This window comes from Microbacterium commune (assembly GCF_014836945.1).
Classification (GTDB): Bacteria; Actinomycetota; Actinomycetes; order Actinomycetales; family Microbacteriaceae; genus Microbacterium; species Microbacterium commune.
In genome coordinates this window covers 431,373-452,941 of sequence record NZ_JACSPX010000001.1, presented here as the reverse complement: position 1 = coordinate 452,941, position 21,569 = coordinate 431,373, and the positions used below count along the sequence as shown (strand labels likewise).

Below are 21,569 nucleotides of genomic sequence, written 5' to 3'. Positions count from 1 at the left end.
CGGGCGGGCGGCCCGGGGCACCCCTCTTCGAGATCGGCGGGAGTCAGCTCTTCGACTGGCCGTACGAGCCGAGCTGACGGGTCGACTCGACCACGCGCGCGGCCATCGCCGACTCGGCGATCTTGCCCCAGGCGCGCGGGTCGTACTGCTTCTTGTTGCCGACCTCGCCGTCGACCTTCAGCACACCGTCGTAGTTCTTGAACATGTAGTCGGCGATCGCACGCGTGTAGGCGTACTGCGTGTCGGTGTCGATGTTCATCTTGATCACGCCGTTCGCGACTGCGAGGGCGATCTCCTCGTCGCTCGAGCCGGAGCCGCCGTGGAAGACGAGGTCGAGCGGCTTCGGGCCGGTGCCGTACTTGGCGGCGACCTCAGCCTGGATCTCGCCCAGCAGCTCGGGACGCAGCTTCACGCCACCCGGCTTGTACACGCCGTGCACGTTGCCGAAGGTGAGGGCGGCGATGTAGCGGCCCTGCTCGCCGAGGCCGAGAGCCTGGATCGCCTGGTCGACGTCGGCGAAGGTGGTGTACAGGGCGTCGTTCGAGCCCTCGTGCGCGACCCCGTCCTCCTCGCCGCCGACGACACCGATCTCGACCTCGAGGATCGCGTTGATCGCCTTCATCCGCGGCAGCAGCTGCTGGGCGATCTCGATGTTCTCGTCGAGCGGCACAGCCGAGCCGTCCCACATGTGGGACTGGAAGATCGGGTTGCGACCGGCCTTCACCTCTTCTTCGGATGCCGCGATCAGCGGCTCGACGAAGCCGGCCAGGGCATCCTTCGGGCAGTGGTCGGTGTGCAGCGCGACGGTCACGGGGTAGTTCTTGGCGACCTCGGTCGCGTAGCGCGCGAAGGCGAGGGCTCCGGTCGCGCGAGCCTTGACGGTGTGGCCGGCGAAGTAGTCGGCGCCGCCCGTGGTCACCTGGATGATGCCGTCCGAGCCTGCCTCGGTGAGACCCTGCAGCACGGAGTTGATCGTCTGCGAGCTCGAGACGTTGAAGGCGGGATACGCGAAGCCACCGGCCTTCGCGCGGTCGAGCATCTCTGCGTACTGTTCCGGAGTGGCGACGGGCATGAGTTCTCCTGCTTCTGTCGGTCGGGGTGCATGCTCACTTTAGCCCGCAGGGGTGGGGATTCTTCCGTGGTTACGTCCGCTCGGGCGCGTATCTTTATCAACTGGCAAGAACTGCGTTTTCTTCGCTTTCATTTCGTGAAAAGTCCTGATTTCCATCCTCCGTCGTCACTAGGCTGACCCGCATGGTGAGCCTCACAGCAGATCTCAGCCCCCTCCGCCCCGACCGCAACCTCGCGATGGAACTCGTTCGCGCCACCGAGGCGGCGGCGATCCGCGCGGTGCCGTTCATCGGTCGAGGGGCGAAGGAGGCAGCCGACGGTGCGGCCGTCGACGCGATGCGCGCCTTTCTCGGCACCGTCGACTTCCAGGGTCGCGTCGTCATCGGCGAGGGCGAGAAGGACAATGCGCCGATGCTGTTCAACGGCGAGGTCGTCGGCACCGGTCGAGGCCCCGAGTGCGACATCGCCGTCGACCCGATCGACGGGACGACGCTGACTGCCGAGGGGCGTCAGAACGCTCTCTCCGTGCTGGCCGTCTCGGATCGCGGCTCGATGCTCGACGCGTCGACTGTCTTCTACATGGACAAGCTGGTCACAGGGCCGGCGGGGATCGGCGTGGTCGACATCCGCAAGCCCATCGGCGAGAACGTCCGTCGCCTGGCCAAGGCTCTCGGCAAGCCGGTCGACGAGCTCGTCGTCTCGGTGCTGAACCGCCCCCGTCACGAGAAGCTCATCGCAGAGATCCGGGAGGCCGGAGCCGGCACCCGACTGATGAGCGACGGTGACGTCGCAGGCGGCATCAACGCCGCTCGTCACGACGCACGCACCGACATGTGCGTCGGCATCGGCGGCAGCCCCGAGGGCATCGTCACCGCGTGCGCGATCAAGGCACTGGGCGGTCACATCCAGGGCGTGCTGTGGCCCCGGGACGACGACGAGCGCCAGCGCGGCGTCGACGCAGGGCTCGAGTTCGACAAGGTGTACGAGGCCGACGACCTCGTGCAGGGCAACAACACGATCTTCGTCGCCACCGGCGTCACCGACGGTCAGCTGGTGCGGGGTGTGCGCCGCGAGGGCAACTACCTCTACACCGAGAGCGTGGTGCTGCGCGGAGCGTCCGGCACACTGCGCCGCATCGTGTCGGATCACCTCGTCTCGAAGTGGCTCTGAATCGAGCATCAGACCGCGCGTCCCGGCATTCCCAGCGGAGGCTGGCAGAATAAGGGGGCACGGTGTGATCAGCACGCCGGCATGGTCATGAAGAAGGAGTGCTCGGGATGCCGTTGAACGAGACGTCTGCGAGTCCCAGGCGCGCCGCGCACATCACCACCCCGACCGGTCGCATCCTTCGGGTCACCGAGGAGCAGATCATGGCCGCTCAGCAGGCGAAGGCCACCGTGCAGCCCGGGTTCGATCCCGCCCGCCGTGCCGACGTGCTCTTCCGCGTGCGCCGCGAAGAGGGGCACGAGCTGAGCTCGTGGTGGTTCATCGGGGCGTTCCTGGCAACGTCCGTCGTGGTCATCGCACTGCTGTCGTGGGTGCCGGGCGGCGCCTGAGCCCGCGGAGCCCTGCTGAGCCTTCTCAGTAGGAGTCGAGCACGGCGCGCATGTCGCCGAGGCCGAACTGGTCGGCGATCTGCTTAGCGCTGTGACCGCCGGCATCCTGATCGGCGCCGGCGTCGAGCAGCATCCGCAGCAGCGTCTCGTTGCGCCGGAACACGGCGCACGAGACCGCGGTCTGGCCGTTGGCATTCACGGCATCCAGGTCGGCGCTTCGCGCGATCAAGTCCGCGACGGTCTCGAGGTGCTCCGCGTATGCCGCGACGATCAGCAGCGTGTCCTGACGCGGATTGCGCACGTCGACCGGCACTCCGGCATCGATCATCTCGCCGAGGGGTGCGGTGCGGCCCTGCCGGGCCAGGTCGAAGGTGCCCTCGATCACCTCGAGGCTCAGTCCGCTCAGTCCGCTCTGTTCGCCTTGTCCGCTCGTCACCTGACCATTGTGTCCGATGTCGACAAGTCAGGCCACAGCGGGCTCGAGCTCGCAGACGAGCGGCGCCGACAGCGACACGCCCAGAGCGGCGCCGAGAGCAGGCACATCGTCTGCGGCGGCTCGTCGGGCCGCGTCGATCACGATCTGGGCGCATGCGCGGGCGTCGGCCAGCGCATCGTGGTGCGCGAACTCACCGAAGCCGGCCGCCGCGGCGGCCAGGGGAAGACGGTACGAGTCGAGTGTGTAGGTCTTCCGCGCCACAGCGAGCGAGCACAGCGAGCGGTACGGGGGAGCGACGAGGCCGGTGACCTCGCAGGCGCGGCGCAGAACGTTCAGATCGAACCCGGCGTTGTGCGCGACGAGCACGTCGTCTGCGGCGAAATCGCACAGGCGGTCGAGCTGCTCTGCCCAGGTCGCGGCGCCGATGACGTCGTGCGGGTGGATGCCGTGGATCCGGATGTTCCACTCGTTGAACTGGTCGTGGCCCATCGGCGGGCGGATCAGCCATCCCGTCTGTGCGACGACCTGGCCGTCTCGGACTCGTACGAGGCCGACCGAGCAGGCCGAGGCGGGGCTGGAGTTCGCCGTCTCGAAGTCGATCGCAGTGAAATCCAGGGGCACGGATCCACCATCCCGCGACATCCGGATGCCGGCCCGCAGACTCGCCGCAGCCCGCCGAACACCGGTGATTCGCGCACCTGAGCAGTGCACGCCGGCGGGAGGCGTCCCCGCCGGTAGACTCGTATCCCGTGGCTCTTACTATCGGAATCGTCGGCCTGCCCAACGTCGGCAAGTCCACCCTCTTCAACGCGCTGACCAAGAACGACGTGCTCGCAGCGAACTACCCGTTCGCGACGATCGAGCCGAACATCGGCGTGGTGAACCTGCCCGATCCGCGCCTGCAGGTGCTGGCCGGAATCTTCGGCAGCGAGCGCATCCTGCCCGCCACCGTGTCGTTCGTCGACATCGCCGGCATCGTGCGCGGAGCCAGCGAAGGGGAGGGGCTCGGCAACCAGTTCCTCGCCAACATCCGCGAGGCCGACGCGATCGCGCAGGTCGTGCGCGGCTTCGTCGACGATGACGTCGTGCATGTCGAGGGAACCGTCGACCCCAAGGGCGACATGGAGACCATCAACGCCGAGCTCATGCTCGCCGATCTGCAGACGATCGAGAAGGCGCTGCCGCGCTTCGAGAAGGAAGTGAAGCAGAAGAAGACTGACCCGTCGGTTCTGGATGCCGCGAACGCGGCGAAGGATGCGCTGGAGCGCGGTCAGCTGCTCTCGACGGCGGGCATCGACCTGTCGCCGATCAAGGAGCTCGGTCTGCTGACGGCGAAGCCGTACATCTACGTGTTCAACGTCGACGAATCGGTGCTCACCGACGAGGAGCGGAAGGCAGAGCTGCAGGCTCTTGTCGCGCCCGCGCAGGCCGTGTTCCTCGACGCGAAGATCGAGTCGGAGCTGATCGGGCTGGACCCGGAGGACGCGCAGGAGCTGCTGGAGGCCACCGGTCAGACCGAATCGGGTCTCGACCAGCTCGCCCGCATCGGCTTCGCGACGCTCGGTCTGCAGACCTATCTCACCGCCGGTCCCAAGGAGTCGCGCGCCTGGACCATCCCGCAGGGCGCGAAGGCGCCGCAGGCGGCGGGCGTGATCCACACCGACTTCGAGAAGGGCTTCATCAAGGCCGAGGTCATCTCGTTCGACGATCTCGTCGCGACCGGATCCGTCGCCGAGGCCCGCGCGAAGGGCAAGGCGCGGCTCGAGGGCAAGGACTACGTCATGCAGGACGGCGACGTGGTTGAATTCAGGTTCAATGTCTAAAACAGGCTTCTGACCAGGGATTTTATCTTCCCAGCCTCCGAACTGGCTCGTCAGTCAAGTTCCGATCCACCATTAGTTGCTCAGCTTTTGCCTCGCTGACCTGGAATTTTGGTCGGCCTCTGCGGAACTTCCGCAGGGGCCGATTCTGCTTTCTGCGGTGCAGGAGTGTCTCTGGGACGCAGCCTCGGCTGGCCAGTGCTGCGGAGGGTTCACCGCGTTCGACGCGCGATCTCTCGGCAGGTGCGCTGACTCAATAAGCAGTCTGACTCAAAAGTCGGTCGCCGCAACGACGCCGCGGTTCACTGGGGCAGGTCTCGTTCCGCCAGAGTGCGAGTGATCTCGTCCCACTGGGAGTTCGCCACCAGTTGGTTGTGCCGGCGCAAGGCGGTCTGCCATGACCCGAACTCTGCGGGGAGCTCGCGCCACGTGATGCCGGTGCGGGTCTTGTAGAGAGCGGCGTCGACGATCGTGCGTATGTCAGTGCGTGGCCGCCCGCGGCGAGGGTGATCTTCTGTGTGAACGATGTGCTTGATCCAGCTCCATTGCTCATCTGTGAGTCGTTGATAGTCGGGCAGGAGGCCCTCGGTGACGCTGCTGTCGTCGCCATCCGTCGCCTGGTCATCGATTCGCACTGCTTTGACCACGCCACGGATGACGGCGCATTCGGTGCATTGGACGGTCGGTTCCACGTAGCGAGGGGAATGCCCGGCCAAGGTCTCGACGTGCTGGCAGGTCAGTTCCACTTGCCAGGTGGTGCTGCGGTCGATGTGGAAGGAGGGTGGGTATAGGAGCTGCCGGAGCTCATCGCGCTGAGCTGGCGAAAGTGGCGGGAACGGGCAGCACAGGTGGCAGTGCTCCACCCGGTTGTTCTCGAGACGCCAAACGCCCATGTTGCATGACGTGTGCGCGGCTCGGAACTCGGCATTGTCGGCGTCGATCCGCGCAAGGCCCTCTTCGTCCGTGCCCGGGGCCGGCTCGCCGAGAAGGGCGCGCCCACAGGCGCGGCAGGGCTCGCCCGCTGCATAGGCTTCATAGGGAAGCTGGAGGTCATCGCCTGCCCGCTCCCTCCGCTTTGCCTCCTCTGCTTGAGCCCACGATTCCGAGAGCAGTGCCCTGCTGCGCGGTGTGTGCAGGACGCGGGGGAGAACTGTCGAGCTCCCGTCGGGGATCTGCTGCGAATCGGGCAAGGGCATGCTCTCCTTCGAGGTCTGATGCGGCCCAGTTCGAGTCGCGAGCGACCCTGCCGTGACCGTAACTGGAAGCGATAACTTCCTGGAAGTTATGACTACCAGACCTGAGGCTGGTTGTGTGACAGATCCGCTGAAAAAGGTGCTCGGAGCGCAGGTGCGCGATCTGCGCTTTGCGCGGCATCTGTCGCAGGAAGGTCTCGCCGAGGAGCTCGGTGTCTCGACTCGGTACCTTGCCGGCATCGAGCGTGGGGAGCGCAACCTCACCCTGGACTCGGTCGACGCCTTAGCGGAGCAACTCGGCGTCGAGGCGCACGCACTGATCGTTCGCCGGTGATGTCCGCTGCGTGTGCTGGTCCTGCATGGCGAACGGGGTGAGCATCGTGGATGCCTGACCGGGCAGGCAAGACTTCACGCGAGCTGAGAGAATGTCCGTGGTGCCGTCTACCTTCAGTGGTGGTTGGGCGGCGTCACTAGTACCAGTCTCGTCGCCCCGCCGCTTGGCAGGTTGTCTAGTCACAAGTGAAGGATCCCCGTGCCACACAGCTCCATCAACCACGCACGAATCGCGGCGCTCATCTGGAATATCGCTGATGATGTCCTCCGCGACCTCTACGTTCGAGGCAAGTATCGGGACGTGATCCTTCCCTTCACGGTCCTGCGTCGCCTGGACAGCGTCCTTGGCCCGACGCGTGATGCAGTGATGGCGATGAAGAAGATGCTGGACGAGGCGGGCGTCGCTGACCAGGACGCACCGCTGCGCGATGCGGCCAAGCAGGACTTCTACAACACGTCTGGTTTCTCGCTGCAGGATCTGCGGCACGTGTCGAACTCGACGCGCCTGCGGCAGAACTTCGAGGCCTACTTGGACGGGTTCTCGCCAAACGTGCAGGAGATCATCGACAACTTCGAGTTCCGTAACCAGCTACCTCGGCTTACGAAGGCTGACGCGCTCGGTGCGTTGATCGAGAAGTTCCTCGCTCCAGACCTTGATCTCTCCCCAGCGGGGCTGGACAACCACGGGATGGGCACCGTCTTCGAAGAGCTGGTGCGTCGCTTCAATGAGGAGAACAACGAAGAGGCCGGAGAGCACTGGACGCCGCGTGACGCTGTGCGCCTGATGACCCGGCTGATGTTCGAACCCATCGCAGACACGATCCCGTCGGGTACATACCGGCTCTACGACGGTGCGATGGGCACCGGTGGCATGCTGACCGTCGCCGAGGAGACCCTGAAGCATCTGACGGAGCTGTCCGGCAAGAAGGTCTCCACGCACCTCTACGGGCAGGAGATTAACGCCGAGACTTACGCGATCGCGAAGGCCGACCTGATCCTCAAGGGCGACGGCAAAGCGGCCGACAACATTGTCGGCGGACCGGAGTACTCCACCCTGTCGAACGACGCCTTCGCAGGGCAGGAGTTCGACTTCATGCTCTCCAACCCGCCGTATGGCAAGAGCTGGAAGACAGACCAGGATCGCCTCGGCGGCGCGAAGAAGATCATCGACCCAAGGTTTGTCGTCAACCATGACAATGACAGCGAGTTCTCGCTGGTGACGCGTAGCAGCGACGGCCAGCTTATGTTCCTCGCGAACCTGATCTCGAAGATGAAGCAGGGCACCGAGCTCGGCTCCCGGGTCGCATCGGTGCACAACGGCTCCTCGCTGTTCACCGGTGACGCTGGCCAGGGCGAGAGCAACATCCGACGATGGATCATCGAGAACGACTGGCTCGAAGCGATCGTCGCGCTGCCGCTGAAGATGTTCTACAACACCGGTATCGCCACGTACGTGTGGGTGCTCTCCAACCGCAAGGAAGATCGCCGCAAGGGCAAGGTCCAGCTCATCAACGCCACCGACTGGTTCACGCCGCTGCGCAAGAACCTGGGCGAGAAGAGCGTAGAGGTCAGCTCGACTGACGCCGACAAGGTCCTCGAGGCGTTCACGGCTTTTGACGAGTACGAAGACACCGATCACTCGAAGGTGTTCGACGGCGTGGACTTCGGGTACCACAAGATCACCGTCGAGCGGCCGTTGCGCATCGCCGGTGTCGACCCGCACCGTGTCTACACGGCGAAGGAGATCAAGCAGCTGAAGGAGGACGGCGTGCGCGACGAGAGCGCTCCGCCTCTCATCCGCAAGGCACTGCCGTACGCTGCAACGCCGGATCCGCTGCACGGGAGGTACGAAGCCGTCATCGACGGCCGTGCCCGCGTCGTCGAGTACGAGCCCGACATCGAGCTGCGCGACACCGAACAGGTACCGCTCAACGAGCCCGCGGGTGATTATGCTGACGGCGTCGAAGCATTCTTCCGTCGCGAAGTCGAGCGATACGCCCCTGATGCCTGGATCGACGACTCGAAGACGAAGATCGGCTACGAGATCTCCTTTACTCGTCATTTCTACAAGCCCGCGCCGATGCGCACCCTGGCTGAGATTCAGGCCGACATCCGTGTACTGGAGGCAGAGACTGAAGACCTGATCGCTGAGATCGCAGGTGAGGACTGATGGCAGTGTCAATGTTTTCTCCTCCGCGGGTGGATAGATCGGCGGATGCGTGGGAAACCCGATCTCTTCGATCGCTCCTGACTCCCCGCAGCGAAAGGGACAGGCCTGATCTTCCACTCCTGACCGTCGCCCGTGAACGCGGCGTATTCGTCCGTTCAGATGAAGATGCAAATCACAATGCGATTCCTGACGATCTTGGTAACTACAAGGTTGCACGGTCGGGAGACTTAGTCATAAACAAGATGAAGGCCTGGCAGGGCTCATTGGGACTCGCCCCGGTAGACGGTATAGTTAGTCCCGCTTACTTCGTGTTCGAAGCCGACTTCGATGTACCGCGTTTCGGCGAGTATCTTTTGCGAAGCAAGCCCTATGTGGCAAAATTCGGCGCAGCATCGGACGGCGTGCGGATCGGGCAGTGGGATCTCGACATTTCTCGCATGCGAAACATCGAAGTGTCGCTACCGCAGGCGGATGAACAGGCAGCGATCGCGAAGTACCTAGCCCACGCGAACGCCCGAATCAACAAGGCCATCGCCGCCAAACGCCGCCTCATCGCCCTGCTCGAAGAGCAGAAACGTGTCGAAGTGAGTACCCTGATTTCGAGCGGCGACGTCAACACGGGGGATCGATGGTTCCCGGTGGTGAGGAATGGGTGGAGCGTGGTTCCTCTTGGGCGGGTGCTTCACCGCGCAGTCGACGGTCCTCACTTCTCGCCCACGTATTCGGACTCAGGCGTTCCATTCTTGTCGGCCCGCAACATTCGACCGGGGGCGTGGTCGTTCGACGACTTGAAGTATGTCGATGAGGGGCTCGCGGCTGAGTTCGACAGACGAGTGCGTCCTGAGAAAGGTGATGTTCTATACACCAAGGGTGGGACAACAGGGGTGGCAAAGGCGGTCGATCTCGAAGAGCGGTTTCAGGTGTGGGTGCACATCGCCGTTCTGAAGCTCATCAGGGACTTAGTTTCCCCGGAGTTCCTCGAGATTGTATTGAACTCCCCAGCGTGTTATGAGCAGTCACAACTCGAGACTCGAGGTGCGACCAACCAGGACCTTGGTCTTGGCCGAATGAAGAGAATCAGTATCCCGCTGGCTCCGCCAGAGGCCCAAGCGTCTTTCGTGCGCCAAGCACGCATCGCCGCGCAGAAGATCAACAGTGTGACGCAGAAAACTCGGCGTGAGATTGAGTTACTTCAGGAGTTTCGCACACGCTTGGTGGCTGATGTCGTGACGGGCCAGGTCGACGTTCGTGCCATCGCAGTGACGTTGCCGGACGCACCCGAGTCGTTCGACAACACGGTCTCAGCGATCGATGATGTTCTTGAGGAAGCACTGAGCGAAGGCGAGGACTGAGCATGCGGCGTCTCAATGAAGAGAGCTTGGAGGCGCTCATCGTTGACCAGATGGTCGACGGTGGTTGGGCGGAGGGCGCGGCTGCCGAATACGTTGCGTCCTACGCGCTCGATCTTGGCCAATTCACTGAGTTCGTCGAGGCGACCCAGCCCGACCTCGTTGAGTCGCTTGGACTGACATCGGACACGCCCACAGGTCACAAGTTCCTTGCGCGGCTCCAGGGGGAGATCACGCGCCGTGGCGTCGTGCACATGCTGCGCAACGGCATCGACCACCTCGGTCTGCATGTAGATCTCTACTATCCAACGCCCGACGCCGCGAACCCCAAAGCAGCAGTTCTCTTCCACGCGAACCGGTTCGTGATAACTCGGCAGGTCCATCACAGTGTCAGCAACACTGGCGACGCTGTCGACCTCGTCGCGTTCGTCAACGGGCTGCCGGTGTTCACGTTCGAGCTGAAGAACAACATCACGAACCAGACGGTCGAGGACGCGGTTCAGCAATATCAACGCGACCGGGACCCCCGCGAGCCGCTGTTCGCGTTCGGCCGGACCATCGCTCACTTCGCCCTCGACGACCAGCGAGCCCGATTCTGCACCCAGCTCAAAGGTGCTTCCTCCTGGTTCCTACCCTTCGACCGGGGCTTCAAGGACGGGGCCGGCAACCCGCCGAACCCTGACGGCGTGATGACCGATTACCTCTGGCGGGAGGTGCTTGCTCCGCTCAGCCTCGCGGGGATCATCGAGAACTACGCACAGATCGTCGTCGAGAAGAACCAGAAGACCGGCAAGAAGGTCTCAAAGGCGATCTTTCCTCGTTACCACCAGCTCGACGTCGTCCGAAAGCTGCTCGCCGATGTCGAGGCGAACGGCGCGGGCCGCCGGTACCTGATCCAGCACTCTGCAGGTAGTGGCAAGTCGAACTCGATCGCCTGGTTGACCCATCAGCTGACCGAGACGACCTATGACGGTCGCATCGCTTTTGACTCGATCATCGTCGTCACGGACCGCATCATCCTCGACAACCAGCTCACACAGACCATCAAGTCGTTCCTCCAGGTGGGCTCGACTGTCGTGCACGCGGATCGGTCGGGGGACCTGCGCCGCGCGATTTCAGCCGGCAAGAAGATCATCGTCACGACAGTGCAGAAGTTCCCATACATCCTGGATGACATCGGAGCGGACCATCGGGACCGCACGTTCGCCATCGTGATCGACGAGGCGCACTCGTCGCAGGGGTCAAAGACGTCTGCAGCGGTCTCCCGAGCTCTCGCCGGTGTTGATGACATCGAAGACGACACCGTTGAGGACCAGATTAACCGGATCATCGAGGGTAAGAAGCTGCTGCCGAACGCGAGCTACTTCGCGTTCACGGCGACTCCAAAGAACAAGACGCTCGAGATGTTCGGCGAGCCCGTACCGAACGCCGAGGGTGGCACGGGATTCCGTCCCTTCCACTCGTACACGATGAAGCAGGCGATCCAGGAGGGCTTCATCGTCGATGTCCTCGCGAACTACACCCCCGTCGGCAGCTACTACAAGCTGATGAAGACCGTCGAGGACGACCCCGAGTTCGACGCGAAGCGTGCATCGAAGAAGCTCCGCGCGTACGTCGAGGGCAACGAGCACGCCATTGCGCAGAAGTCCGCCATCATGGTCGAGCACTTCCTCGCGCAGGTGGTGGCGAAGCGCAAGATCGCTGGGCAGGCCCGCGCCATGGTGGTGACATCGTCGATTGCACGATGCATCGAGTACTTCCACGCGATCCGTGAGGTACTCGCCGCTCGCAAGAGCCCGTATCGAGCAGTCGTCGCCTTCTCCGGCGAGCACGAGTACAAGGGCATGAAGGTGACCGAGGCCAGCCTTAACGGCTTCCCCTCCAACGCCATCGCTGAGCAGGTGAAGACCGATCCATACCGGATCTTGGTCGTCGCCAACAAGTTCCAGACGGGATACGACGAACCGCTGCTGCACACGATGTACGTCGACAAGGCACTTTCCGGAGTGCTGGCGGTGCAGACGCTGTCGCGCCTCAATCGTGCCCACCCTGCCAAGCACGATACGTTCGTGCTCGACTTCGCCAACGATGCCGACGAGATCCAGCGTGCGTTCGAGCCGTACTACCGGACGACTGTGCTGGCAGAGGAGACCGACGCCAACAAGCTTCATGACCTGGTCAACGATCTCGACGCCTTCGCCGTGTACACGCTCGAGCAGATCGACGAGTTCGTGAGTCGCTACCTGGCTGGCGAGAGCCGAGACCAGCTCGACCCGCTGCTCGACGTGAGTGTCGCGGAGTACATCGAGATGCCCGACGAGGACGATCAGGTGGCGTTCAAGGGCGGTGCGAAGGCGTTCTTGCGCACCTACAACTTTCTCTCGACTGTGCTGCCGTACGGGAGCAGCGAGTGGGAGAAGCATTCAATCTTCCTCGATCACCTGGTGCCTAAGCTGCCCGCGCCGAAGGAGGAGGACCTCTCGGCCGGCATCCTGGAGAATATCGATCTGGAGTCGTACCGGGCCGAGAAGCTCAGCGCCATGAAGATCGTCCTTGACGATGAGGATGGCACTCTCGATCCGGTGCCAGCCGCCGGTGGTGGGCACCGCTCAGACCCAGAGCTCGAGAGGCTCTCAGCGATTGTGCGGAGCTTCAACGATCACTTCGGCAACATCGAGTGGAACGATGCTGATCGTGTGCAACGGTTCATCACCGAAGAGATCCCGCGGCTGGTGTCCGAGGACGAGGCCTACAAGAACGCGCAGGCCAACGACGATCCAGTTAACGCCCGCGTCGAGAGCGACCGTGCACTCAACCAGGTCATGCTACGCCTCATCTCCGACGACACTCAGCTCTTCAAGGAGTTCCAGGACAACAGCAGCTTCAAGCAGTGGCTCGCGAGCGCGGTATTTAACGCGACTTACAGAAAGAGTGCTTGAGCACTTCTGTGCTGCAGGCCTTTCTCTCGGTACCACCGGGCAGCAAACGTGGCCTGTTAAAGCTTGGTCTCGACACTCGGACTACTCCGTTGCAAACCTGCAGCGGGCGGCTGCAGGCTTGCATAGCGGCTAGAAGGACCAGCCTTGCGCCTTGACGAATCCGAAGAACTTCATGGTCGCTACCCCGTGTTCCAATGCAACATTGGGGATCTTCTGGTTCCGGTCCGGGGTATTGGGTCCCTTTAGGTTCTCCTCGGTAACCACCACCCGTTGCTCTTGAAGTCCATGGGCAATGACCCAGGGGTCGGCATCATTCTGTGTCCCGCTCACCCACTCGGGGTGGGCCTGAGTGATGGCGGCCACTGTCAACACCTCATCTTGATGCGTTGCGCATAGGAACCCGTGAAGATTCTTTGCCCAGGTGTGGAGGTCGTCGTCACCTCGCTCCAACTCGCGGAGGACTGCTTCGCAGATGCAGGCCTCTCCTTGGCTCACGAGGCCTTCGATTGAAGCCCATAGGGTCGGGAAGATGTCGCGGGGGTAGAGCCGCTCCATGTTAATGAGAATGTTTGAATCGAGGGTGTAGCTCACTGGTTACTCCCCTCAGTCCGGTAATACTCCTCAAACATCTGTCTGACCATGGGAATGCGCGCGTTCAGGAGGTAACTGGCGTCCATCCAGTCAACTCGGGAGTCCTCCACGGCACGCGCCACGGTGCCGATATATGTGCTGCCAAGGTCTCGGTAACGCACGCGCCAGGGGGCAGGCCCGCCGGTCTTTGCCTTCTGGTCCGCTCGGCTCTTGGCCCAGACTGCGTCACTCTCCCGCCAGATGAATTCCAAATCGTCGTCGTCAATTACATTCAATGTCCGGAGGCGGATGCCGGCGGCCAGAAAGCTGACCTTGAAGCGCGCCGCTACCTTGGATGCTAGGTCGCTGGGCTCTCCATCCAAGGTCTGTACCAACGCCGTGACCTGCTTGTAGGGCATGAGGAAGTTCGCTGCGAACGCATTAGCGATGGCCTCTTCATTCACGTCCTCATCCAAATCGCACAGCCCGCTGGTTTTGTTGGCAAGGTGTGCCACCTCATGGAAGAGGGTGAACACCTTGCCGTTGTTGGAATCGGATCCGTTAAGGATGATAACGGGCAAGGAATCGTGCTGGATGGACAGGCCTCGGAATGTGCTGAGAGGCACCTTGGTCGTCTGGAACACTAGGTAGCCATGGTGCTCCAGCAGTCCTCGCCAAAAGTTCAGTACCTGGTTCTGGCCATTCTCGGGGGGGACGAACTCTTCGCGGAGACCGAGATGGGTACGGAGCTCGCTGGCACGCTTGCGGTACGTGTCCCAATTAATGGAACCCACTCGGGCTGTCTGCTCCGGCGCTCCCTGGAGGTCCAACACTGTGTCGCGGTGCTGCTCCGCGCGACGCATTTCGCGCGCCAGAAGGGGTGGGAGGGGTTCCGCTCCACGCCCACGAAAGTCTGGGGTCTGTGGAACGTCCGTGGACGTTGGCGGAGGAGCGAAGAAGAAGGCCATTGTCCGGTCCAACTTCTTAGCAATCTTCTCTAGCTGCTTCAGGGTCGGCTGCTCGTCGCCAGACTCAAACGCAAGTGTCCGTTCGAGGGTCGTGCCAGCGGCGCTGGCCACGTCCTGGGCATCCAGGTGCATGACGGAGCGCGCCCAAGTCAGTGTGGCCCCGTTGATGGGTGCGCGTGCCATGGCGTTGCTCCTCCCTGAGTGACGGCCGGCGGCGGCAGGCCGGGTGCGAGTAACCTTGTCCCAATCATATGTTTAGGCACTGACCCTCCAGCGCTATCAGTCCGGCGCTCCCGTCGTATCAGCGCTAGCGTTGCTGATCGCTGTCGTTGCGGAGCCTGGGGGCGCTCCTGCGCCGGCGGTTTCGGCGATGCGGCGTGGGATCATGGACCCATGGCTACTGATGACGCCGAGCGCGCGCCGAAGGTCATCCGCTGTGAGCACTGGTCCGAAGACGCTGGTCGATACTTCGGCTGGCACCACCATGAGGGTCCCCACGCGTGCGACTGGCGGAACCACGACGGAGAGTGCCCGTACCAGGCGAGCGTTGGCGGTAGGGCGAACCTGTAGTTCCAGCTTGCAGAGCTGCGTAGGCGTGCGTGACGGTCAGCCTGTACAACAGCCTGCGCCAGCCAGTTCTCCATCGGCCCGCCAGTCACCTCGGGTGCTATCGTGGTCGGCAGCCGTCGATGGAGTGCCTGCGAGGCGGCGACACCCCTGAACCCCCAGGTCAGAGGCTTAGAAGCCCGCTCCCCGGCAGCCATGGGGCAGCCTTAGCGCCAAAGGTTCCGCAATCACCGGAATGCGGTGGAGTTCCGCTTCAACAACTGAACGGCGCTTGGAAGTGGCCTGGGCTCAGGCCATCCGCGGGTAGTCGATAGTCAGCAGACTGTCGTCGCGGATGTCGCGGAGCACGTCCTCGGTGAGATCTGCTACTCGGACACCTCGATCGTGGGAGGGCACGACATCGTCGTCCTCAGGGCTCCACGCGCGGAGTACTGCGATGCGCGAGACGTTCGTGACGTGGTCCGGCATCTCGCGCAACCACCCGAGCCACGCGTCGGCGTCGATCTCACCGTGGACCGGCGCGTCGTTGCGACGCCCGATGAGACTGTCGCAGTCGCACATCCGGCGGGTCAGTGTGAATACCGCCGACGAGCCCCGCACTCGACCAGAGGCTATGCGCATGGTGGTTCGCAGGGGAGGCACGCCCAGCTTATCCTCGGTGAATCGTTGGAATTCCGAAGTGAAGGCTGCAGCGTTGATCGCCCACAGATTGGTGGCGCACATGCTCTCCATCTTTCCGCGTTCGACCGCCACCGTGCACACCGCTAACGGTGACGTAACCCGGTGGAGTTCGGCTTCAACGTCTGAGCCAACCCGGTCGTCGAGCGACACTTCGTCTCGCTTCGCTCGCTCAGTGCGGGTCTCCGCGAGACGAAACGCATCATCGTAGACTGGACTGCAGCCACGGCCCGGAGGTGAAGATTGCCGACGATCACAGACAATGCCGGATTGCGGATCGCGTGAGTGGTCATCTTGTCGTGATCTCTGGTCTTCCGGGGGTCGGAAAGACCAGCGTCGCTGAGATCGCTGCTGCACTCGGGGGCTCCATTCACCTGTCCATCGACGCGGTGGAGGAGTCGATGCTCTCTTGCGGACTGCCCGCGAGCTGGCAAGTCGGCGTAGCCGCGTACGAGGCGACTCGCGCGATGGCGGAATTGAATCTGCAACTCGGTCGCAGCGTCGTGGTCGATGCGGTGAACGATAGTGAAGAGGCTCGGCAGACCTGGCGGACTGCGGCATTGCGGACGGGCGCGCGGCTCGACTTCGTGCACCTCGTGATCACCGACGCAAGAACGCACGTGCAGCGGCTTCGCAACAGGGATCGTGGTCTCGCCCATGTCGGCGAGCCGACGTGGGCGGACGTTCAGCGGCGTCGTGCCGATTACGCGGTGTGGTCAGATGAGGTCTTGGAGTTAGATACGACAGCACGAACGGCGGATGAGGTCGCACGCGGGCTCGTGTCCCGCCTCAGCGCGAAGCAGTGAGCGCACGAGTCAGCCGGTGAAATGCCTACCACTAACGTGATGTGGTGGACTTCCGCTTCTACATCTGACAGCCGCTCCATTCCGCTCAGAACGTGATGTCGGTCGATGTCTCCGTCTTCGGGCGGCGACCGAACCGTGCCTCATATGCCAGGGTGAGGTCGTCTTCGGTGAGGTTCTCACCCGCGGCAAGTCGGGCCAGGTGCGGCACGAGCCATCGTGCCTCGCAGGCGTCGAACTCCTCGGCGAAGGTCTCGTTCAGCTCGCCGTCGTGGATCACGCGCGTGATCGGCACCTGTCCGCCGACATTCGCGATGTGCGGACCCATCGAGAAGTTGATCAGGGTCGTCTCGCCGCGCGGGTGCACGGTGATCGTCGCTGGATGCGGCCAACCGGTCGCACCATCAGGCGAGTGTCCCAGCATGAGGAAGTTCAGCCGCCTGCGCGTGTGCTCTGTCATCAAGCCATTGTCGTCGGACTCGAGTCAGACGCTCGATCGCTGCGAGATGTGGTGGATGGCGCAGGGACGTTCTGCGAGCATGCCGTGCGGAGGGTGTGGAACGGCACGTTGAGGCCCATGTTCTCGAACCAGACGACCATCGACGCCGTGCAGAAGGTCGTCGACGCCGGAGACCCGGACGCGCTGCGTCAGCTCTTCTCGTGAGCCGGCTCTCGCGCGCGAGCAGTCGCGACCCGGTCGTGGGGCAGTGCAGAGCTTCGACGGATGCACCGGCGGTGATTGCGTATCCGACCGCACGGCGCGAGCATGGGCTATGGGAACTCTGAGCTACGCCGCGACCATCTCGATCGACGGGTACGCGGCCGGCCCCGACGGCGACTTCCAATTCGGTGCGCCGAGCGAGCAGGTGTTCCGTTTCCACGTCGAGCGGATGGCCGCGATCTCCACCGAGATCCTCGGGCGGCGCACGTACGAGCTGATGCATTACTGGGAGGCGGAGCCCGAGGGGGAGGTCTGGGGCGACGACGAACGTGAGTTCGCGAGGCTGTGGCAGGGACTCGACGTCGTCGCGGCGTCATCGTCGCTGACCTCAGACGAGGTCACGCGCGAGAACCACAGGCTCGTCACGCAGCTCACGCTCGACGAGATCCGCCGTATCACGCAGCATGCGTCGGGGGAGGTGGAGATCTTCGGGCCGACGACGGCCGCGCCGGCCATCCGTGCAGGCCTCGTACGGGACTTCCGTTTCTTCATCGTCCCGGTGATCCTCGGTGGCGGACTGCGGGCGCTGCCCGAGGATGCGCGTCTGGATCTGCGTCTGATCGAGAGTCGCGTCTTCGAGAACGGTTTCACAATGCTGCACTACCAAGCCGCGCGGGTGGATCCTGCCGGTGCCGAATGAAGGAGAGACGATGTCCGAACCGATTCACGAGTCTCCCCTCGGAGACGACCGACACGAGCCAATCGTTCCCGAGATCGAGGCGGACGAGACCATCGCGCCGCGGCCGGAGGAGGAGATCGCCGACATCCTGCGAGCCGAGCCCGACGTCGCCGATCATTCCGCCCACCGCTCCGGCAGCTGACACCAGCCCTTCGCGGAGACTCGACGCCCCGTCGCGCAGCGCGGCCGTCTCGCTACGGCGCGGATGACGGTGCGCTCGCCGCCCACACCTTCCGCCACCATTCCCCGAGACTCTCGACCGTCTCGTGCGCGTTCGGCCCACTCGGGTTGGGTACCGCCCACAGCGGGATATCCTTCGGCCATCCGCTGAGCGCGCCCACCTCTTGCGCGCCCATGCGGGCTCGCGGCACGGAGAACGCGGTGCGGAACGCGGTGACGCCGACGACGGCGACAGAACGGGGGCGCAGCACGCCCACCCGCTCGAGCAGACGGCGCCCACCCAGGTGCAGCTCGTGCGCCTCGAGTTCGTCAGCGCGCGCCGTGGGGCGGGCGACGAGGTTCGTCATGCCGATGCCGTGCGCGGCCAGCATCCGCTCGTCCGCGGACGACAGGCCGCGCGAGGCGTCCACGACCTCGTCGGTGAGACCCGCGACGGCCAGCGACGACCAGAACCGGTTTCCCAGACGCGCGAACGGCGCGTTGACGGCGATCGTCCACGGCCTGGGATTGATGCCGACCATCAGCAGCCGCACGCGGCCGGCGGACTCGGCGTCGGTCGGATAGGGCAGCACGTCATCGCGCCGGAGCCACGCGGCAGCCGCGTGGGCGAGATCGACGGGGCTCGGGCGCCGTCCGTCGAGCGGCGACGGCGCACGCCAGGGCGACCAGTCGGCCGGGAGTGCGTCGGCCGCGGAGCCGGAAGCGCTCACGGGGCCAGCAGCTCCGTCGTCCAGCCAGACTCGCCGCGGCTGTAGACGAGTCGCTCGTGCAGGCGCGATCGACGTCCCTGCCAGAACTCCAGCCGCTCGGGCGCGATCCGGAACCCACCCCAGTGCGGCGGTGCGGGCACCTCGGCGTCAGCGAACCGCTCCGCCGCCCGCGCCACGGCGTCCTCCAGCTCCGCCCGATCGCTGATGGGGCGACTCTGCCGCGACGCCCAGGCACCCAGCTGCGACCCGCGCGGGCGGGTGGCGTGATACGCCTCCACCTCGGAGCGGCTGACGGGCGCCGCCACCCCCTCCACCCGGATTTGCCGCTCGAGCTCGGGCCAGTGGAACACCAGCGATGCGTACGGATGCGCGGCGAGCTCTCGGCCCTTATCGGAGTCGGTGTGCGTGAAGAACACGAAACCCCGCTCGTCCCAGTCCTTCAGCAGCACCATGCGCGAACGCGGCCGCCACTGGTCTTCGACCTGCGCGACAGTGGAGAGCGTCATCGCCGTGGCCGAGAACGGACGGTCGGATGCTTCGGCGCTGCGCGCCTCGGCGAACCACTCGTCGAAGAGCGGGAACGGGGTGGGCGGCAGCGCAGCAGAGGGCATGCACCCATGGTGCCCGATCCGCGTCAACTCGGTGACCATGACCGCCTCCCGGTACGCTGGGAGAGGCCATCGACGCGCCACCGACCGACCGGAAGCGAGCACACATCGTGACCCAGCCCCTCATCTTCGAGCCCGAAGGCCGCGCCGTCCCCTTCCTCGATGAGGGTGAAGGTCCCGTCACGCTCGTGCTGGTCACCAACCGCAGCCTCGAGGCCGACGGACTCGGCGTCATCTCGCACTACCTCGCCGAAGAGGCCGGATTCCGCGTCGTGCGCATCGGATCCCGGGCGGACGTCGAGGGCATCACCATCGCAGACCGCGCGGCCGACGCTGCGGCCGTGATCGAGGGTCTCGGCATCGACGACACCTGGATCGGCGGCCACGGTCACGGCAGCACCATCGCCCGCACCTTCGCGATCGACCACCCCGAGCGCGTCAACGGACTGCTCATGCTGGGCGTCGAAGACGAGCAGATCCCCCTCGCCCCCGGCATCCCGGTGCTCATCATCCAGGCGGAGAACGATGACGTCACGCCCGCCGCGAACGCCGAGGCGCTGCAGGCCACGGCTCCCGAGCGGGCAACCATCACCCGCATCCCCGAGGCCGACCACTACTTCGTCGCGACGCACCCGATCGAGACCGCCGTCGTGATCGAGGAGTACCTCGACTGGGACTGACCCTCCCGCTGAAGAGCCGACGATGAACAGGGTGCGCGAAGCGATCGCCGACCTGGCGCCCGGGTACTTCGCCGCCGTGATGGGCACCGGGATCGTCTCGATCGGACTGCACGACCTCGGCATCCACTCCTTCTCGGTCGTTCTGATGTGGCTCGCCGGCGCGCTGTACGTCGTGCTCTGGGCCCTGTACCTCTGGCGGGCGATCGCATTCGGGCAGAACGTCGTGGCAGACCTGCGCGACCCCGAGAAGGCCTTCGCCTTCTTCACCGTGGTCGCGGCCTCCGGTGTGCTCGGCGTGCGCTTCGCCCGGGAAGAGCTCATGGCGCTCGCCGTCCCGCTGTTCCTGCTCGCCGGCGTCATCTGGGTCGTGTTCGGGTACCTCCTTCCGTGGCAGGTGCTGATGACACGCGACGGCAGGCCGATCCTGGCACGCGCCAACGGCACCTGGTTCATCTGGGCCGTCGCCAGCCAGTCGCTCGCGATCAGCATGACCCAGCTGCACCCGCCGGCCGGCAGTGAGATGGCGATCTGGATCGGCGTGCTCGCCGTTCTCGCGTGGTCGGTGGGCGTGGTGCTGTACGCCGCGATCGCGATGCTCGTGCTGCTGCGGGTGGTGCACTACGGCGTCACGCCGCAGCAGTTCGATCCCGCCTACTGGGTGGCGATGGGAGCACTCGCGATCGCCGTGGTCGCCGGGGCGAGCATCGTCGGGATGCCGCAGACGCCGATCGTCGACGCGGTGCGCCCGCTGATCGCCGCGACGGTCGTGATCTTCTGGGTCTTCTGCCTCTGGCTGATCCCCCTGCTCGTGGGGGCGGGGGTGTGGCGTCACGGTGTGCACCGCGTGCCGCTGCGCTACGTGCCGACGCTGTGGTCAATGGTGTTCCCCATCGGGATGTTCGCCGTCGCATCCGAATCGCTCGCGCGGGCCGACCGGTTGCCTGCCGCGGGCGCGGTCGGCCGTGTGGGGCTGGTGATCGCCGTGATCGTGTGGGCGGTCGTCTTCGTCGCGATGCTGCACCACGCCGGCCGGACGGTCTGGCCGTCGCGGCGAGCACCCTCCCTCAGCCGCGCAGATCCTTCCGCATGAAGATCTGCTCGGTGCCGTCGCCCTGCGGCACGCGTTCGCTGACGCGGTAGCCGCACGTCTCGTACAGGCGGATGTTCGCTTCGCTCAGGCTGCCGGTGAACAGCTCCGCCTGTGCGGCGCCGCTCTCGCGCTCGGCCACATCCAGCAGTCCGCGGCCGATGCCCTCACCCTGCATGTCGGGAGCGATCGCGATCCTGCCGACCAGCAGCAGGTCGCCGTCGATGCGTCCGCGCAGCGCGCCGACGATTCTGGCGCCGACGCGCGCCGTCCAGCCGTAGCAGTCGGCGAGCTCGGCCTGAACCGCCTCGAGGGTCTGCGTGAGCGGGGGCATGTCGACGCTGCCGTAGATCTGGGCCTCCGACACGAAGGCCGCCCGCTGCAGGGTCAGCACCTCTCCGGCGTCGTCGGTCGAGATGGGGGCGTACGTCACGTCGAGAGCGGCCATGCC

23 protein-coding genes are annotated in these 21,569 nt (G+C 64.6%); 12 read left to right on the top strand and 11 right to left on the bottom strand.

Going from position 1 to position 21,569, the window contains the following annotated elements; all coding sequences use genetic code 11:
• Nucleotides 1-43 precede the first annotated feature (43 nt).
• The gene (gene fbaA, locus H9633_RS02160; protein ID WP_071644601.1) at nt 44-1,072 is read right to left on the bottom strand and encodes a class II fructose-bisphosphate aldolase; all 1,029 of its coding nucleotides are present in this window, start codon (nt 1,070-1,072) and stop codon (nt 44-46) included.
• 182 nt (nt 1,073-1,254) lie between these two features.
• Between fbaA and glpX the strand changes: the two genes are divergently transcribed.
• Nucleotides 1,255-2,241: a class II fructose-bisphosphatase gene (glpX, locus tag H9633_RS02155; RefSeq protein ID WP_071644602.1), complete on the top strand. Its 987-nt coding sequence runs from the start codon at nt 1,255-1,257 to the stop codon at nt 2,239-2,241.
• A gap of 107 nt (nt 2,242-2,348) precedes the next feature.
• Nucleotides 2,349-2,627 carry a hypothetical protein gene (locus tag H9633_RS02150; protein WP_071644603.1) on the top strand — a complete coding sequence of 93 codons (279 nt, stop codon included), beginning with the start codon at nt 2,349-2,351 and terminating at the stop codon, nt 2,625-2,627.
• 25 nt (nt 2,628-2,652) lie between these two features.
• Here the strand turns inward: H9633_RS02150 and H9633_RS02145 are convergent, their stop codons facing one another.
• Complete coding sequence (locus H9633_RS02145) at nt 2,653-3,063, bottom strand: ankyrin repeat domain-containing protein (protein WP_318247171.1); 411 nt, start codon at nt 3,061-3,063, stop codon at nt 2,653-2,655.
• A 27-nt stretch (nt 3,064-3,090) separates the two neighbouring features.
• Nucleotides 3,091-3,684: a 3'-5' exonuclease gene (locus H9633_RS02140; RefSeq protein WP_071644604.1), complete on the bottom strand. Its 594-nt coding sequence runs from the start codon at nt 3,682-3,684 to the stop codon at nt 3,091-3,093.
• A gap of 128 nt (nt 3,685-3,812) precedes the next feature.
• Between H9633_RS02140 and ychF the strand changes: the two genes are divergently transcribed.
• Nucleotides 3,813-4,886: a redox-regulated ATPase YchF gene (gene ychF / locus H9633_RS02135; protein WP_191711923.1), complete on the top strand. Its 1,074-nt coding sequence runs from the start codon at nt 3,813-3,815 to the stop codon at nt 4,884-4,886.
• Nucleotides 4,887-5,185: 299 nt separating this feature from the next.
• Here the strand turns inward: ychF and H9633_RS12920 are convergent, their stop codons facing one another.
• Nucleotides 5,186-6,079 carry a transposase gene (locus tag H9633_RS12920; RefSeq protein WP_225211029.1) on the bottom strand — a complete coding sequence of 298 codons (894 nt, stop codon included), beginning with the start codon at nt 6,077-6,079 and terminating at the stop codon, nt 5,186-5,188.
• Between the two features lie 115 nt (nt 6,080-6,194).
• On the opposite strand from H9633_RS12920, the gene H9633_RS02125 reads away from it, so the two are divergent.
• The 4 genes from H9633_RS02125 (at nt 6,195) to H9633_RS02110 (ending at nt 12,867) form a co-directional block, all read left to right on the top strand.
• A complete protein-coding gene (locus tag H9633_RS02125; protein WP_110919384.1) occupies nt 6,195-6,410 on the top strand; it encodes a helix-turn-helix domain-containing protein in 216 nt (71 codons plus the stop codon).
• A 198-nt stretch (nt 6,411-6,608) separates the two neighbouring features.
• Nucleotides 6,609-8,579: a type I restriction-modification system subunit M gene (locus H9633_RS02120; RefSeq protein ID WP_191711922.1), complete on the top strand. Its 1,971-nt coding sequence runs from the start codon at nt 6,609-6,611 to the stop codon at nt 8,577-8,579.
• A 308-nt stretch (nt 8,580-8,887) separates the two neighbouring features.
• Nucleotides 8,888-9,931: a restriction endonuclease subunit S domain-containing protein gene (locus tag H9633_RS02115; RefSeq protein WP_191711921.1), complete on the top strand. Its 1,044-nt coding sequence runs from the start codon at nt 8,888-8,890 to the stop codon at nt 9,929-9,931.
• Between the two features lie 2 nt (nt 9,932-9,933).
• On the top strand, nt 9,934-12,867 hold the full coding sequence (locus H9633_RS02110) for a type I restriction endonuclease subunit R (protein WP_191711920.1): 2,934 nt from the start codon (nt 9,934-9,936) through the stop codon (nt 12,865-12,867).
• A gap of 129 nt (nt 12,868-12,996) precedes the next feature.
• Here the strand turns inward: H9633_RS02110 and H9633_RS02105 are convergent, their stop codons facing one another.
• The 3 genes from H9633_RS02105 to H9633_RS02095 all read right to left on the bottom strand — a co-directional run bounded on the left by H9633_RS02105 (nt 12,997) and on the right by H9633_RS02095 (nt 15,803).
• Nucleotides 12,997-13,458, bottom strand: coding sequence for a DUF4411 family protein (locus H9633_RS02105; protein ID WP_110919380.1), 462 nt, complete (start codon nt 13,456-13,458; stop codon nt 12,997-12,999).
• Nucleotides 13,455-14,588, bottom strand: a complete 1,134-nt coding sequence (locus H9633_RS02100; protein WP_191711919.1) for an XRE family transcriptional regulator — start codon at nt 14,586-14,588, stop codon at nt 13,455-13,457. The genes H9633_RS02105 and H9633_RS02100 overlap by 4 nt, the downstream gene beginning before the upstream one ends.
• 672 nt (nt 14,589-15,260) lie before the next feature.
• Nucleotides 15,261-15,803, bottom strand: coding sequence for a hypothetical protein (locus tag H9633_RS02095; protein WP_318247170.1), 543 nt, complete (start codon nt 15,801-15,803; stop codon nt 15,261-15,263).
• Between the two features lie 83 nt (nt 15,804-15,886).
• Here H9633_RS02095 and H9633_RS02090 point away from each other — a divergent pair, with 83 nt between their 5' ends.
• On the top strand, nt 15,887-16,456 hold the full coding sequence (locus tag H9633_RS02090; protein WP_191711918.1) for an AAA family ATPase: 570 nt from the start codon (nt 15,887-15,889) through the stop codon (nt 16,454-16,456).
• Between the two features lie 85 nt (nt 16,457-16,541).
• Here H9633_RS02090 and H9633_RS02085 read toward each other — a convergent pair whose 3' ends face one another.
• Nucleotides 16,542-16,913: a hypothetical protein gene (locus tag H9633_RS02085; protein WP_191711917.1), complete on the bottom strand. Its 372-nt coding sequence runs from the start codon at nt 16,911-16,913 to the stop codon at nt 16,542-16,544.
• A gap of 313 nt (nt 16,914-17,226) precedes the next feature.
• Between H9633_RS02085 and H9633_RS02080 the strand changes: the two genes are divergently transcribed.
• Nucleotides 17,227-17,814, top strand: coding sequence for a dihydrofolate reductase family protein (locus H9633_RS02080; RefSeq protein ID WP_191711916.1), 588 nt, complete (start codon nt 17,227-17,229; stop codon nt 17,812-17,814).
• A gap of 10 nt (nt 17,815-17,824) precedes the next feature.
• Nucleotides 17,825-17,995: a hypothetical protein gene (locus tag H9633_RS02075; protein ID WP_191711915.1), complete on the top strand. Its 171-nt coding sequence runs from the start codon at nt 17,825-17,827 to the stop codon at nt 17,993-17,995.
• 52 nt (nt 17,996-18,047) lie between these two features.
• On the opposite strand, the gene H9633_RS02070 is transcribed toward H9633_RS02075, so the two are convergent.
• The gene (locus H9633_RS02070) at nt 18,048-18,743 is read right to left on the bottom strand and encodes a mismatch-specific DNA-glycosylase (RefSeq protein ID WP_191711914.1); all 696 of its coding nucleotides are present in this window, start codon (nt 18,741-18,743) and stop codon (nt 18,048-18,050) included.
• Complete coding sequence (gene pdxH / locus H9633_RS02065; protein ID WP_191711913.1) at nt 18,740-19,354, bottom strand: pyridoxamine 5'-phosphate oxidase; 615 nt, start codon at nt 19,352-19,354, stop codon at nt 18,740-18,742. The genes H9633_RS02070 and pdxH overlap by 4 nt, the downstream gene beginning before the upstream one ends.
• Nucleotides 19,355-19,461: 107 nt before the next feature.
• Here pdxH and H9633_RS02060 point away from each other — a divergent pair, with 107 nt between their 5' ends.
• The gene (locus H9633_RS02060; protein WP_071644610.1) at nt 19,462-20,031 is read left to right on the top strand and encodes an alpha/beta fold hydrolase; all 570 of its coding nucleotides are present in this window, start codon (nt 19,462-19,464) and stop codon (nt 20,029-20,031) included.
• A gap of 22 nt (nt 20,032-20,053) precedes the next feature.
• Entirely contained in the window at nt 20,054-21,121 is a 1,068-nt protein-coding gene (locus H9633_RS02055) for a tellurite resistance/C4-dicarboxylate transporter family protein (RefSeq protein ID WP_071644611.1), read from the top strand.
• Here H9633_RS02055 and H9633_RS02050 read toward each other — a convergent pair.
• Nucleotides 21,096-21,566 (bottom strand): GNAT family N-acetyltransferase, encoded by a 471-nt coding sequence (locus H9633_RS02050; protein ID WP_071644612.1) that lies wholly within the window; start codon nt 21,564-21,566, stop codon nt 21,096-21,098. The two genes, H9633_RS02055 and H9633_RS02050, sit on opposite strands and share 26 nt — an antisense overlap.
• Between the last annotated feature and the right edge of the window lie 3 nt (nt 21,567-21,569).

Bases quoted from the DNA above. Each gene is read 5' to 3' on its own strand.
- fbaA (WP_071644601.1), bottom strand. From the start codon at position 1,072: ATGCCCGTCGCCACTCCGGAACAGTACGCAGAGATGCTCGACCGCGCG.
- glpX (WP_071644602.1), top strand. From the start codon at position 1,255: ATGGTGAGCCTCACAGCAGATCTCAGCCCCCTCCGCCCCGACCGCAAC.
- H9633_RS02150 (WP_071644603.1), top strand. From the start codon at position 2,349: ATGCCGTTGAACGAGACGTCTGCGAGTCCCAGGCGCGCCGCGCACATC.
- H9633_RS12920 (WP_225211029.1), bottom strand. From the start codon at position 6,079: ATGCCCTTGCCCGATTCGCAGCAGATCCCCGACGGGAGCTCGACAGTT.
- H9633_RS02110 (WP_191711920.1), top strand. From the start codon at position 9,934: ATGCGGCGTCTCAATGAAGAGAGCTTGGAGGCGCTCATCGTTGACCAG.
- H9633_RS02100 (WP_191711919.1), bottom strand. From the start codon at position 14,588: ATGGCACGCGCACCCATCAACGGGGCCACACTGACTTGGGCGCGCTCC.
- H9633_RS02085 (WP_191711917.1), bottom strand. From the start codon at position 16,913: ATGACAGAGCACACGCGCAGGCGGCTGAACTTCCTCATGCTGGGACAC.
- H9633_RS02080 (WP_191711916.1), top strand. From the start codon at position 17,227: ATGGGAACTCTGAGCTACGCCGCGACCATCTCGATCGACGGGTACGCG.
- H9633_RS02075 (WP_191711915.1), top strand. From the start codon at position 17,825: ATGTCCGAACCGATTCACGAGTCTCCCCTCGGAGACGACCGACACGAG.
- pdxH (WP_191711913.1), bottom strand. From the start codon at position 19,354: ATGCCCTCTGCTGCGCTGCCGCCCACCCCGTTCCCGCTCTTCGACGAG.
- H9633_RS02055 (WP_071644611.1), top strand. From the start codon at position 20,054: ATGAACAGGGTGCGCGAAGCGATCGCCGACCTGGCGCCCGGGTACTTC.
- H9633_RS02050 (WP_071644612.1), bottom strand. From the start codon at position 21,566: ATGGCCGCTCTCGACGTGACGTACGCCCCCATCTCGACCGACGACGCC.